A 12,831-nucleotide genomic window follows, 5' to 3' on the forward strand; every position below is an offset into this window, starting at 1 on the left:
GGCGCGGCGTCAGTCGACCAGAACGCTCATGCCGGGGCGCGCGCCTTCGATCGGCTTGAGCGGCCGGGCGCGGACCTCGAAGGTGCGCACGTCGAAGCCGGCACCGCCGCGCGTGGCGCGCCAGGTGGCGAAGTCGGGCAGCACACCGCTGTAGTAGACCTTGAAGCGGGCGGTGCGCCGGTCCTCGGGCAGGGCGGGCAGGCGGGCGTCGAATTCCTTGTCGAGCGCGAAGCGGGACAGCCGGTCTTCGCGCACGTTGAGCACCACCCACTGGTCGTTCAGGTCGACCACCGTGGCCACGGCCACGCCCTGCGGCGAGAGTTCGCCGACCTTGGCGAGCACCTTGGCCACCTCGCCGCCGACCGGGCTGCGCAGCTCGGTCTCGGCCTTCGCGGCTTCCACCTCGGCGACCACGCCGGCCACCTGCCGCGCCTGTGCGTTGGCGGCGGCCTTGTCCTCGGGGCGGGCGCCGGTGCGCGCCATGTCGTACTGCGCCTTGGCCGCCACGGCGGCGTCGCGCGAGGCCTTCCAGTTGGCTTCGGCTTCGTCGCGCTTCTGGTCGGCCACGAGGCCGTCGCGTGCCAGGCCGTCGACACGCCGGAACGACGTCTGCGCGAGTTGGGCGGCGGTCTCGGCGCGCTGCCATTGCATGCGCGCCATTTCGATCTCCTGCGGACGGGCGCCGTTCTGCGCCTTGTCGGCCACGGCCTGCGCGGCCTGCTCGGCGGCGGTGGCCTGCGCCAGCTTGGCGCGCACCTCGGGGCTGTCCATGCGCACCAGCAGGGCGCCGGCCTGGATGCGGTCGCCTTCCTTCACCGCCACTTCGGCGATGCGGGCCGTGACCTTGCCGGCCACGTCGGTCTCGCGCGCTTCCATCTGGCCCTGGAACACCTCGGGCGCCGGCTGCGCGGCGCGCCAGAAGCCCCAGACGAGCAGCACCAGCACGAGCAGTGCGGCGGCGATGGCGATCAGTCGGCGGGTCTTGGCACTCATCATGGTCAGTTCACCTTCACGTCGGCGCGCGCGATGTAGTCGGAAAAAGTCTCGGACAGGCCCGCGCTCTCGAGCAGCTGCGCGAGCGCCTGCACGTAGTCGTTGGCGGCCTGCGCGCGTTCGGTCAGCACCTTGGCCTGGTTGGTCTCGGCGTCGATCAGGTCGAGCGTGGTGCTGGTGCCTTCGCGCAGCCCGGCGGTGCGCAGCTTGACCACCTCTTGCGCGAGTTCGACCGAGACTTTCATCTCGAGGTACTGGCGGCGCGCGTTGTCCAGCGCGCGCCAGTTGCGTTCGACCAGCAGCGAGATGTCGCTGCGCGCCTGCAGGTCGGTGCGCTCGGCCTGTTCGACCTGCTTGTGCGAGGCGGCCGACAGCGCGTTGCGGTCGACCGAGTCGTACAGCGTCCAGCGCACGCCGAGGCCGGCCACCCAGTCGGCGTTGCCGCTCTTGATCTCGCGCGTGCCGAAAGCGACGACCTGCGGGCGGCGCAGGGCCTCTTCGCCTTCGTGCAGCTGCTCGGCCTGCGCCTTCTTGGCCGCGACCTTGCCCAGGCCCGGATGCCGCGTGAGCGCCGCATCGATGAAGTGGCCGAGCGGTTCGATCGGCGCACTGATGAGAAACAGCGGCGTCTGCGGCGTGACGCTGCCTTCGGCGCGCACCGTGCGCGCCAGGGCCACGCTCGCCAGCGCGGCGTCGTTCTCGGCCTTGCGGGCGTTGCGGCGCGCTTCTTCGTACGCGGCGCTGGCCTGCAGCCGCTCGACGCGCGAAATGACGCCGGCCACGAGCATCTTCTGCGCCGCCGCGTCGTGCTGCGCGATGGTGCGTTCGGCCTGCAGGCGCAGCGTGGCCGCGCGCTGCGCGAGCTGGGCGCCGAAGTAGCGCTGCACCAGCAGCGTGTCGACCTCGTGGCCGGCCTGTTCGGCATCGGCCTGGGCCTCGCGCGCCTGCGCCGAGACGAAGCCGCGCACCGCGTCGGTCGCGCCGCCCAGGTAGAGCGGCCACACGGCCGACACCGAGGCGTTGGCGCCGGTGTCGTGGCGGTTCAGCGTGTAGCTGTTGGGCAGCTGCGGAATCGGCACGCGCGAGACGAAGCTCTGGATCGACGGCGGCAGCGACGAGCCGATCTGGCCGAGCTTCTGGTTGAGCGGGTCGAGGTCGAGGTTCAGGTTCGCGTTGTACGCATAGGCCAGCCCCGAGATGCTGACCACCGGCCCGCCCAGGCGCTTGACGCCTTCGCTCTGCAGTTCCTTGGCTTCGACGGCGATGCGCGCGGCGGCCAGCTTGTCGGAGCGCTCGACCATGCGCTGGCGCGCGGCGTCGAAGCTCAGCGCCAGCGTGGAGGTGGTGTCGCCGCGGGCCTGCTGCTGCGCGAAAGCCGCGCCGCCGAGGAAGGCCGGCAACAGCAGCAGGGACGGAAGAAGGGCGAGGCGAGGTCGTGTCATCGGCATCAGGCGGTCTTGTGCAGCAGGGCGTCGAGCTCCTGCTGCAGGATCACGGGAAAGGCGGCCTGCACCGCCCCGGTGGCCAACGGCCGTGCTTTCTCGAGCAGCTGCGCGGCGCGGCCGGCATCGAGGGTGTCGCCGGAAAGCAGGCTGTCGGCCAGCGTGCGCAGCCAGCGCCGCGCCACGGTGCGCAGCGTGCGCACCATGGTTTCCTGCATGCCGATGACCGCTTCGAGCGGCAGGCCGAGCGCGGCCAGCTGTTCGGCGACCTGGCCGAGCGCCGGGCTCAGCACCTGCACCTGGCCGTCGGGCAGTTCGCGCATGAGGCCGGCGCGGGTGGCGCGGCCGAGCAGGGCGGGCGTCATCTGGCCCTGCCACTTGGTGGCCAGCGCCTGGGCCGACACCACCACGGGCGTTTCTTCGGCGAACAGGCTGCCCGACACCGAGCGCGCCACGGCCAGCAGGTCGGGCCAGGTGGAGGCCGGCGCGCGCGTGAAGATGCGGCGGATCGCCTCGATGCCGAAGCCCTGTTCGCGCAGTTCGCGGATCAGCGCCAGGCGCTGGACGTGGTCGGGGCCGTACAGGCCGAGCCGGCCCTGCAGCCGCGGCGGCGGCAGCAGGCCGCCCGTGGTGTAGGCGCGAATGTTGCGCACCGTGACGCCCGTGCGCGCCGCCAGGGCCTCGATGGAGAGGTCCTGCAAGGCGGTGGAATCGGGTGTAGCGGCGGATGCGTTCATGTGACAGTTTCAATGTTACATCGAAAATGTTGCATAAAACCAGCCCGGATCGCGCGGTCCGGGCTGGGCATCCTCAGCCCGGCTTGCGCTGCGCCGGGTCGTAGAAGAACTGTTCTTCGGCGATGCGCTCGCCGTCCCAGCGCTGCCAGGCGATCTCTTCCATGCGCATGCGGCCGCCGCCCTTGAAGACGAACTCGAAGATCCAGTGGATGGCGACGTGGTCGCCGTTCACCAGCACCGGCCGCACGCAGGTCGACGCCACCGACTCGGTGCGCGCGAGCACGGCGCTTTCCTGCGCAACGAGCGTGCTGCGCCCGCGCCGCGGCTCGGCCTGGTTCTCGCGCATGGTGGCGTCTTCGGTGTAGAAATCTTCGATGACCTGGGCATGCGCGCCGCCTTCGACGGCGGCAATGAAGGCTTCGAGCCGGGCGGGCGTGGGCATGTCAGGACTTCACTTTCACTTCGACGCGGCGCGCTTCCGAGGCCGGCCCGTCGGCCTGCGACTGCTCGGGCTTGGCGAGTTCAATCTTGTCCTCGGGCGCGCCCGCCGCCTTGATGGCGTCGCGCACGGCCATCGCGCGCTGCTTGGCCAGCTCGGCGTTCTTGGCCGCGTCGCCGCTGGCGTCGTGGTAGCCGCTCACCAGCACGGTGCTGCCGCTCTGCACGGCCTTGATGACATCCGACAGCGCCTCCTTGGCGTTGGGCGCGACCTCGGCGCTGGCGCTCGCGAAGTAGAACTTCACGATGCCGTTCTCGACCTTCACCGCCGCGGCTTCGGTGGCCACCACGGCCGCCGAGGCGAGGGTGGCGGCCGGCGTGGCTGCCGGCGCCATCGCGGCGGGTGCGGTGGCTGCAGGCGGCGTCTCGACCTTGGTCGGCACGGCCGCGGCCGCATCGCCGGCGTGGAACTTGACCACCAGCGGCACGATCAGCAGCGCCACGATGTTGATGATCTTGATCAGCGGGTTCACCGCCGGGCCGGCCGTGTCCTTGTACGGGTCGCCCACGGTGTCGCCGGTGACGGCCGCCTTGTGCGCCTCGGAGCCCTTGCCGCCGTGGTGGCCGTCCTCGATGTACTTCTTGGCGTTGTCCCACGCACCGCCGCCCGTGCACATGCTGATGGCGACGAACAGGCCGGTGACGATGGTGCCCATCAGCAGGCCGCCCAGCGCCTTCGGTCCCAGTACCAGGCCGACCAGGATCGGCACCACCACCGGCAGCAGCGACGGGATCATCATTTCCTTGATGGCCGCGCCGGTCAGCATGCCCACGGCCTTGCCGTACTCGGGCTTGCCGGTGCCTTCCATGATCCCGGGGATCTCGCGGAACTGGCGGCGCACTTCTTCCACCACCGCACCGGCCGCGCGGCCCACGGCCTCCATGGCCATCGCGCCGAAGAGGTAGGGGATCAGGCCGCCGATGAACAGGCCCACGATCACCATCGGGTCGCTCAGGTTGAAGCTGATGTTCAGCCCGAAGCTTTCCAGCTTGTGGGTGTAGTCGGCAAAGAGCACCAGCGAGGCCAGGCCGGCCGAGCCGATCGCGTAGCCCTTGGTCACGGCCTTGGTGGTGTTGCCCACCGCGTCCAACGGGTCGGTGATGTCGCGCACGCTGGCGGGCAGCTCGCTCATCTCGGCGATGCCGCCGGCGTTGTCGGTGATGGGACCGTAGGCGTCCAGCGCCACCACGATGCCGGCCATGCTCAGCATCGACGTCGCGGCCACCGCGATGCCGTACAGGCCCGCGAGGGCGTAGGAGGCCAGGATCGCGATGCACACGAAGATCACCGGCCAGGCCGTCGAACGCATCGACACGCCCAGGCCCGCGATGATGTTGGTGCCGTGGCCGGTGGTCGACGCTTGCGCGATGTGCTGCACGGGCTTGTACTGCGTGCCGGTGTAGTACTCGGTGACCCACACCAGCGCGGCCGTGAGCGCCAGGCCCACGAAGCAGGCGCCGAACAGCTTCAGCTGGCTGCCGCTCGCGGCAATGGCGTTGTCCGGAATGATCCAGCTGGTCACGAACCAGAACGCGATCAGCGACAGGATGCCCGCCACCGCCAGGCCCTTGTAGAGCGCCGGCATCACGTTGACCATGCCCGGCGAGGCCTTCACGAAGAAGCAGCCGATGATCGACGCGATGATCGACACGCCGCCCAGCGCGAGTGGGTACAGCACCGCGTCCAGCGGCGCCGCCGTGACCATCAGCGCGCCCAGCACCATGGTGGCGATCAGCGTCACGGCGTAGGTCTCGAACAGGTCGGCCGCCATGCCGGCGCAGTCGCCGACGTTGTCGCCCACGTTGTCGGCGATCACGGCCGGGTTGCGCGGGTCGTCTTCCGGAATGCCGGCTTCGACCTTGCCCACCAGGTCGGCACCGACGTCAGCGCCCTTGGTGAAGATGCCACCGCCCAGGCGCGCGAAGATCGAGATCAGCGAGGAGCCGAAGGCAAAGCCGATCAGCGGATTGAGGATGGCCGCCAGGCTGTGGTCCGCCTTCGGCGCACTGCCGGCCAGGAACCAGTAGAAGCCCGTCACGCCCAGCAGGCCCAGGCCCACCACCAGCATGCCGGTGATGGCGCCGCCGCGAAACGCCACGTCGAGCGCCGGGCCGATGCCCTTGGTCGCGGCTTGCGCGGTGCGCACATTGGCGCGCACCGACACGTTCATGCCGATGAAGCCGCAGGCGCCCGAGAGCACCGCGCCGACCACGAAGCCGGCGGCCGTGGTCAGGTCGAGGAAGAGGGCGATGAGCACCGCGAGCACCACGCCCACCACCGCGATGGTGGTGTACTGCTTGGCGAGGTAGGCCGAGGCGCCGGCCTGGATGGCCGCGGCGATTTCCTGCATCCGGGCGTTGCCCGGGTCCTTGGCGAGAATCCAACTTCGGGCCCAGAAACCGTAGCCCACGGCCACCAGGCCGCAGACGATGGCAAGAATCAGGGGGGTGTTGCCGCTCATGCTTTGCTTCTCCATTCGTTCGTTGTGACTTGTGGAGACGGACAGCCTGGGCCCTGCGCGCAACGCGTACGGGACCATGTTCTCCGCCGCGTTGCTTCCTCGAAGCTCACTGCACCGGAGGTGCGGAGCCGATTGGCCAACGCTTGCAATTTACAGGCAAAAACACACACGCGTGCGACCGGTCCGTGACACGGAAAGTAAACTCCGGGTTTGTCCCCATCCGTCTCATACTTTTCAACTACTCGAAAAACGTCATGTCCTTCGACAAAGTCTCCCCCGGCAAGAACGTCCCCGACGCCTTCAATGTCGTGATCGAAATCCCGATGAACGCCGACCCGATCAAGTACGAAGTCGACAAGGAATCGGGCGCGATCTTCGTGGACCGCTTCATGACGACGGCCATGTACTACCCGGCCAACTACGGCTACGTGCCGCAGACCCTGTCGGGCGACGGCGACCCGGTCGACGTGCTGGTGATCGCCCCGTACCCGCTGCTGCCGGGCGTGGTCGTGCCCTGCCGCCCCCTGGGCATCCTGATGATGGAAGACGAAGCCGGCGTCGACGGCAAGGTGCTGGCCGTGCCCACCGACAAGGTGCTGCCGATCTACAGCCACTGGAAGTCGGTCGACGACGTGAACCCGATGCGCCTGAAGGCCATCAGCCACTTCTTCGAGCACTACAAGGACCTGGAAGCCGGCAAGTGGGTCAAGGTGCTGGGCTGGGAAGGCATCGACGCCGCCAAGAAGGAAGTTCTCGACGGCATCGCCGCGTACAAGAAGTAATTTCTTTCGCTTGAAAGAAACGGCCTGGAGGCTCCGGGCCGTCAGCCCCGGACCGCATCCCCGGCCAGCCGCATCCACTCGCGGTTGACGCCTCGCGCATGCGCGTTCCAGTGGCGCGCCGCCTGCTGCAGCTCGTTCCAATGGCGCTGCGCACCGGCGGTGTCGCCTTGCTGCGCCAGCCACGCGATGTAGCGGGCGCGCGTTTCCACCGTGTTGTAGGTGCTCAGCGCCGCCTCGAAGGCCTCGCGCGCTTCCGGCGTGCGGCCCTCGGCGGCCAGCGCGCGGGCGTTCAGTACGGCGACCTCATCCTTGCGGTAGTCGTCGCGCGTGGCGCGCAGGCTCTGCAGTGCCTGCGAGGCTTCGCGGGCCGAGGCCGGGCTGCCTTCGGCGACCAGCGCGCTGGCCAGGCCGAACTGCAGCTCGGGGTCGGAGGCGAAGGGGCCTTTCAGCGCGTCACGGTAGTGCCCGACGGCATCGGCCGCCTGGCCGCGGTCCAGCGCCGCCTTGGCCAGGCGCAGCTTGTTCTGCGCCGTGGGCGCGAGGTCGTAAGCCTCGGCGGCGGCGCGGTACTCGCGCTCGGGGTCGATGAAGCCGATGGCCGCGTTCGCCACCTTGCCCGCGGTGCGCTGCATGCGCGAGGCCGGCAGGTACTCGACCACGAAGTACACGATGCTGCCGAGCAGCGGAAAGCTGAAGAGGATGATGAGCCAGTACATCTGCTTGCCGTGGCGCATGGCATGCACGGCGAAGTACAGCGCGATGAGGATGTGCAGTCCCAGTCCGACGAATGGCATCGGTGCTCCCTGTGTGTTGTGTGTGGTTGTTTGAGTGCCGGGCGGCTTTATAGCAGCCCCCGGCACCGCAGCGCCGCTCAGGCGGCCTTGAACGGGCTGCGCTCGCCGAGGTGGTCCATGTAGTTCTCGATGCCAGCGCCTTCGCGCTCGAGGAAGCGCTCGACCGCGTCCGCGAACGACGGGTGCGCGAGCCAGTGGGCGCTGGTGGTGCGCACCGGCATCAGCGCGCGGGCCATCTTGTGCTCGCCCTGCGCGCCGCCTTCGAAGCGCACCGCGCCGTGCGCGATGCACCAGGCGATGGGCTGGTAGTAGCAGGCCTCGAAGTGCAGGCAGTCGACGCGCTCCAGCGCGCCCCAGTAGCGGCCGTAGGCCACCAGCGGCTGGGCCTCGTCGGTGGAGAGCGCGATCAGGCTGGTCGCGATGGGGCGCCCGTCGCGCTCCGCCACGAACAGCAGCCACGCCTCGGGCAACGTGTCGGCCATGCGCTGGAAGAAATCTCGCGTGAGGTAGGGCGGGTTGCCGTGCTCGCGGTAGGTGCGCTCGTAGCAGCGGTAGAAGAAATCCCAGTCGGCGGCGGCAATGTCAGTGCCGCGCGACCAGCGGAAGCTGACGCCGGCCTCGGCGACCTTGCGGCGCTCCTGGCGGATCTTCTTGCGCTTGTCGTGCGAGAGGCTGGCGAGGAAGGCGTCGAAGTTGGTGTAGCCGGGTTCGGTTTCGCCGCTGGGCCGCCCCAAGGCGAAACGCGCCCCCTCGGGGGGCAGCGAGGACACGTCAGTGCCGAGCGTGGGGGCCACGTTCGTCCAGTGGAACTGCACCGTATGGCGCAGCATCAGCCCGGCTTCGGTGCATGCGGCGATATCCGCGTCGGCGCCGAACAGCAGATGCAAAGACGAAAGTTCCTGTTCCTTGCAGACGGCCACCAACGCCTGCACCAGCAGCGTGCGGCTTTGCGCGTCGCGTGCCAGCAGCCGGGCGCCGGGCACGGGGGTGAAGGGCACCGCCACCACGGCCTTCGGGTAGTAGGCCAGCCCGTGCTGCTCGTAGGCGTTGGCCCAGGCCCAGTCGAAGACGTACTCACCGTAGGAATGGTCCTTGAGGTAGAGCGCGCAGGCGGCTTCGAGCACCTCGCCGCGCCACAGCGTGACGAACTGCGGCGTCCATCCGCGCTCGGGCGAGGCGCTGCCGCTGTCGTGCATCGCCGCGAGGTATTCGTGGCGCATGAAGGGCGAGGGCTCGGGCTGCGCGGCGAGCAGGGCGTTCCAGGCTTGCGGGTCGATGTCCGACGGCGACGCCAGAACCCGAATGACATAATCGTTCAAGCCTTTTTCTTCCTTCTGTATGACGCTCAAGCTCGCCATCGCGCAACTCAATTTTGTGGTGGGCGACCTCGTCGGCAATGCGCAGAAGATCGTCGGCGCCGCACGCGAGGCCTACGCGCAAGGCGCGCGCCTTCTGCTGACACCCGAACTCTCGATTGCCGGCTATGCGGCGGAGGACCTGCTCCTCCGTCCCGCCTTCACCGAAGCCTGTGATGATGCCGTGAAAGGCATCGCCGCCGCGCTGGCCGACCTCAAAGACATGGTCGTGGTGGTGGGGCATCCCAGCGGCGGCAGCCTGCGCAGCCGATCTGTGGCCGTGCAGTTGCGCCACAACGCGGCCAGCGTCCTCAAGGAAGGCCGCATCCTCGAAACCTACGCCAAGCGCGAACTGCCGAACTACCAGGTGTTCGACGAGCGCCGCTACTTCACGCCGGGGCAGGGCACCTGCGTGTTCGAGGCGGGCGGCGTGTCCGTCGGCCTGCTGATCTGCGAGGACGCCTGGTTCGATGCGCCGGCCGAGCTGGCGCGCGCCGGCGGCGCCGAGGTGCTGGCGGTGATCAACGCCTCGCCGTACCACGTCGGCAAGGAAGGCGAGCGCGTGGCGCGCATGGCCGACCGCGCACGCGCCGTGGGCTTGCCGCTGGTCTACGCGCACCTGGTGGGCGGGCAGGACGAGGTGGTGTTCGACGGCGCCTCGTTCGCGCTGCAGGCCGACGGCGCGCTGGCCGCGCAGGCCGAGAGCTTTCGCGAGCGGCTGGTCTTCATGGAGCTCGCGCGCGGGGCGCAGGGCGGCGTCGCCGTCGTGGCCGACCCGTCGGCCATTGCCGCGCCGCGCGACGCCGAGGCGCAGCTGTGGGACGCGCTGGTGCTCGGCGTGCGCGACTACATCGGCAAGAATGGCTTTCCGGGCGCGATCCTGGGGCTGTCGGGCGGCATCGACTCGGCGCTGGTGCTCGCGATCGCGGTGGACGCGCTGGGCAAGGACAAGGTCCGCGCGGTGATGATGCCGTCGCCCTATACGGCCGACATCAGCTGGATCGACGCGCGCGACATGGCCGGCCGGCTGGGCGTGCGCTACGACGAGATTTCGATCAAGGACACCTTCGAGTCCTTCAAGGCCGCGCTGGCCGGGGAGTTCGCGGGCCGGCCGGAAGACACGGCCGAGGAGAACATCCAGGCCCGCATCCGCGGCACGCTGCTCATGGGGCTGTCGAACAAGTTCGGCGCCATCGTGCTGACCACCGGCAACAAGAGCGAGATGGCCACCGGCTATTGCACGCTCTACGGCGACATGGCGGGCGGCTTCGCGGTCATCAAGGACCTGCTCAAGACCACGGTGTTCGCGCTGGCGCGCTGGCGCAATGCCCACGACCCGTACGGCACCGGCGCGGCGCCGATTCCCGAGCGCATCATCACGCGCCCCCCGAGCGCCGAGCTGCGCCCCGACCAGACCGACCAGGACAGCCTGCCGCCCTACGACGTGCTGGACGGCATCCTGGCACGCTACATGCAGGACGATGAAGGCATCGACGAGATCATTGCCGCGGGCTACGACCGCGCGGTGGTCGAGCGGGTTGCGCGGCTCATCAGGATCAACGAATACAAGCGGCGCCAGGCGCCCGTAGGCATCCGGGTCACCCACCGAAGCTTCGGCAAGGATTGGCGTTACCCTATCACCAGCAAGTTCAACGAAACCGCCGGAGCACAAAAACCATGAAGCAGATCACCGCCATCGTCAAACCCTTCAAGCTCGAGGACGTGCGCGAAGCCCTCGCCGAGGTGGGTGTCACCGGCCTCACGGTGACCGAGGTCAAGGGTTTCGGCCGCCAGAAGGGCCACACCGAGCTGTACCGCGGCGCCGAGTACGTGGTCGACTTCCTGCCCAAGATGAAGGTCGAAGTGGTCGTCAACGAGAGCGACGTGGAGCGCTGCATCGAGGCCATCGTGAGCTCGGCGCGCACCGGCAAGATCGGCGACGGCAAGATCTTCGTGACCGAGGTGGAGCGCATCGTGCGCATCCGCACCGGCGAAGAAAACGAAAACGCAGTTTAGAGCTCGCCCCCAGGCTGCGCGCACTTCGTGTCGTGCACTGCGTTCTCCCCCAGGCTACGCGCACTTCGTGTCGCTTCGCCAACCCCCTACCGGGGGCAACACCTGAGGCCCGGCGGAGCCGGTTCCTCGGTGTTCGCTGGAATGGGGCCCCGAGGCTCCTGGGGCTTTCGGGTCAGAGGTTTTCTGAGAGCTTGTCGTCGCGGGGGTGCAGGGGGACTTCGGCGCGCAGTGCGGTCAGCAGTTCGGGCACGTCGGTGCCGGTGCGCACCAGGTCCATCTGCCATTCGCCCATGAAACCCTCGCGCACGCTGTGCGCCAGGAAGCTCAGCAGGCCGTCGTAGTAGCCGGCGGTGTTGAGGATGCCGGTCGGCTTGTCGTGGTAGCCGAGCTGGCGCCAGGTCCAGATCTCGAACAGTTCTTCGAAGGTGCCGATGCCGCCCGCCATCGCGAGGAAGGCGTCGGCGCGCTCGCCCATCATGGCCTTGCGCTCGTGCATGGTGTCGACGACGTGCAACTCGTCGCACAGGGGGTTGGCCAGTTCCTTGTCGACCAGGGCCTTGGGAATGATGCCGACGACGCGGCCGCCGGCCTGGCGGGTGGCCTCGGCCACCGTGCCCATCAGGCCGGTGCGGCCACCGCCGTAGACGAGCTGGCCGTTGTGGCTGCCGATCCACTGGCCCACGGCCTGGGCGGCCTGGGAAAACTCGGGGCGCTCGCCGGGGCGCGAGCCGCAATACACGCAAATCGAAAATTCAGGGGTCATCCTGCAATCATGCCGCAGGCGGCGGACCCGCTCATGACACGAAGCGTTGCCACAGGGCCGCGGCCCAGATGCCGCCGCACAGCGTGAGCGACAGCAGGACAGCGGCGCTGCCCATGTCCTTCGCGCGCTTAGAGAGGTCGTGCCATTCGGGGCCGATGCGGTCGATGGCGGCTTCCACCGCCGTATTGAGCAGCTCCACGATCATCACCAGGATGGCGCTGCCGGCGAGCAACGCCACCTCGACCCAGCTGCGCCCGAGCCAGAAGGCGGCCGGGATCATCAGCATCGACAGGATGGCTTCCTGGCGGAACGCTGGTTCGCTCCAGCCGGCGCGCAGGCCGTGCAGCGAGATCAGGGTGGCATGCCAGACGCGCTCGAAGCCCTTGCGGGCCTTCTGCGGGTTCACGGCGGGGTCGGGCAGGGCACTCATTGGCGGCTCATCGGCTTGGAGGTGATGAGCCGCGTACCGGCCCAGGCGTCGTGCCAGAACTGGCGCTCGGGGTGAAAACGGGCCAGCAGCGCCCAGATGGCGACCCAGCCGAAGATCAGGACGGTCGATTCGCCGCCCGACAGCTTGAACGGGGCGATGGCGGCCAGCGGGGGCAGGAACCAGACCCAGCTCAGCAGGTAGCGCGCGAGCGCGCGGCCCTGGCTGACGGGGCGGCCGTGGCGGTCGACGATGCGGATGTTCCAGGTCTTCATGGCCAGCGTCTGGCCCTTGGCCCAGAACCAGACGAAGTAGACGCCGAACACGACGAAGAGGAAGGCCTGCAGCAGGTGCCGGCGTTCGTCCATGGCGTCGCGCATCTGGCCCAGCGTGCTGAACAGCCAGCCGGACACGAACACGACCGCGAACAGCAGCATGCCTTCATAGAGCCAGCAGGCCATGCGCCGCCACAGGCCGGGCACCGCGGGAGCGTTGAGGGTGGGTGAAGAGGGCGAGGCGGACTGGCCGGGTCCCGAGGCCTCGGGCGAACTGGAAACCATCG

Annotated in this window: 13 protein-coding genes; 3 read left to right on the forward strand and 10 right to left on the reverse strand. The window is 69.0% G+C overall.

What is annotated here, in order from left to right:
- Positions 1-9: 9 nt before the first annotated feature.
- The 5 genes from AC07Y4_RS03370 to AC07Y4_RS03390 form a co-directional block, all read right to left on the reverse strand.
- The gene (locus AC07Y4_RS03370) at positions 10-996 is read right to left on the reverse strand and encodes an HlyD family secretion protein (protein ID WP_487846783.1); all 987 of its coding nucleotides are present in this window, start codon (positions 994-996) and stop codon (positions 10-12) included.
- Between the two features lie 2 nt (positions 997-998).
- Positions 999-2,435: a TolC family protein gene (locus AC07Y4_RS03375; protein ID WP_495274187.1), complete on the reverse strand. Its 1,437-nt coding sequence runs from the start codon at positions 2,433-2,435 to the stop codon at positions 999-1,001.
- A gap of 5 nt (positions 2,436-2,440) precedes the next feature.
- Positions 2,441-3,172, reverse strand: coding sequence for a MerR family transcriptional regulator (locus tag AC07Y4_RS03380; protein WP_487846785.1), 732 nt, complete (start codon positions 3,170-3,172; stop codon positions 2,441-2,443).
- A gap of 73 nt (positions 3,173-3,245) precedes the next feature.
- Positions 3,246-3,614 carry a nuclear transport factor 2 family protein gene (locus AC07Y4_RS03385; protein ID WP_095950208.1) on the reverse strand — a complete coding sequence of 123 codons (369 nt, stop codon included), beginning with the start codon at positions 3,612-3,614 and terminating at the stop codon, positions 3,246-3,248.
- A gap of 1 nt (position 3,615) precedes the next feature.
- Positions 3,616-6,132: a sodium-translocating pyrophosphatase gene (locus AC07Y4_RS03390; RefSeq protein ID WP_487846786.1), complete on the reverse strand. Its 2,517-nt coding sequence runs from the start codon at positions 6,130-6,132 to the stop codon at positions 3,616-3,618.
- 254 nt (positions 6,133-6,386) lie between these two features.
- On the opposite strand from AC07Y4_RS03390, the gene ppa reads away from it, so the two are divergent.
- A complete protein-coding gene (ppa, locus tag AC07Y4_RS03395; RefSeq protein ID WP_007834256.1) occupies positions 6,387-6,914 on the forward strand; it encodes an inorganic diphosphatase in 528 nt (175 codons plus the stop codon).
- Between the two features lie 41 nt (positions 6,915-6,955).
- On the opposite strand, the gene AC07Y4_RS03400 is transcribed toward ppa, so the two are convergent.
- Both AC07Y4_RS03400 and AC07Y4_RS03405 read right to left on the reverse strand, forming a co-directional pair.
- Positions 6,956-7,708 carry a hypothetical protein gene (locus tag AC07Y4_RS03400; protein WP_062481428.1) on the reverse strand — a complete coding sequence of 251 codons (753 nt, stop codon included), beginning with the start codon at positions 7,706-7,708 and terminating at the stop codon, positions 6,956-6,958.
- Positions 7,709-7,785: 77 nt separating this feature from the next.
- A complete protein-coding gene (locus AC07Y4_RS03405) occupies positions 7,786-9,027 on the reverse strand; it encodes a GNAT family N-acetyltransferase (protein WP_487846787.1) in 1,242 nt (413 codons plus the stop codon).
- A 19-nt stretch (positions 9,028-9,046) separates the two neighbouring features.
- Here AC07Y4_RS03405 and AC07Y4_RS03410 point away from each other — a divergent pair, with 19 nt between their 5' ends.
- Together AC07Y4_RS03410 and AC07Y4_RS03415 are read left to right on the forward strand one after the other, a co-directional pair.
- Complete coding sequence (locus AC07Y4_RS03410; RefSeq protein ID WP_487846788.1) at positions 9,047-10,744, forward strand: NAD+ synthase; 1,698 nt, start codon at positions 9,047-9,049, stop codon at positions 10,742-10,744.
- Complete coding sequence (locus AC07Y4_RS03415) at positions 10,741-11,079, forward strand: P-II family nitrogen regulator (RefSeq protein ID WP_056580191.1); 339 nt, start codon at positions 10,741-10,743, stop codon at positions 11,077-11,079. Before AC07Y4_RS03410 ends, AC07Y4_RS03415 begins: the two co-directional genes overlap by 4 nt.
- A 172-nt stretch (positions 11,080-11,251) precedes the next feature.
- Here AC07Y4_RS03415 and AC07Y4_RS03420 read toward each other — a convergent pair whose 3' ends face one another.
- The 3 genes from AC07Y4_RS03420 to AC07Y4_RS03430 are packed head-to-tail and all read right to left on the reverse strand — an operon-like array spanning position 11,252 to position 12,829.
- The gene (locus AC07Y4_RS03420; protein WP_070060919.1) at positions 11,252-11,842 is read right to left on the reverse strand and encodes an LOG family protein; all 591 of its coding nucleotides are present in this window, start codon (positions 11,840-11,842) and stop codon (positions 11,252-11,254) included.
- Positions 11,843-11,873: 31 nt separating this feature from the next.
- Complete coding sequence (locus AC07Y4_RS03425) at positions 11,874-12,272, reverse strand: diacylglycerol kinase (RefSeq protein ID WP_062481435.1); 399 nt, start codon at positions 12,270-12,272, stop codon at positions 11,874-11,876.
- Positions 12,269-12,829, reverse strand: a complete 561-nt coding sequence (locus tag AC07Y4_RS03430; protein ID WP_487846789.1) for an RDD family protein — start codon at positions 12,827-12,829, stop codon at positions 12,269-12,271. The genes AC07Y4_RS03425 and AC07Y4_RS03430 overlap by 4 nt, the downstream gene beginning before the upstream one ends.
- Between the last annotated feature and the right edge of the window lie 2 nt (positions 12,830-12,831).

It is taken from the genome of Variovorax sp. GW460-12-1-14-LB1 (assembly GCF_059423605.1).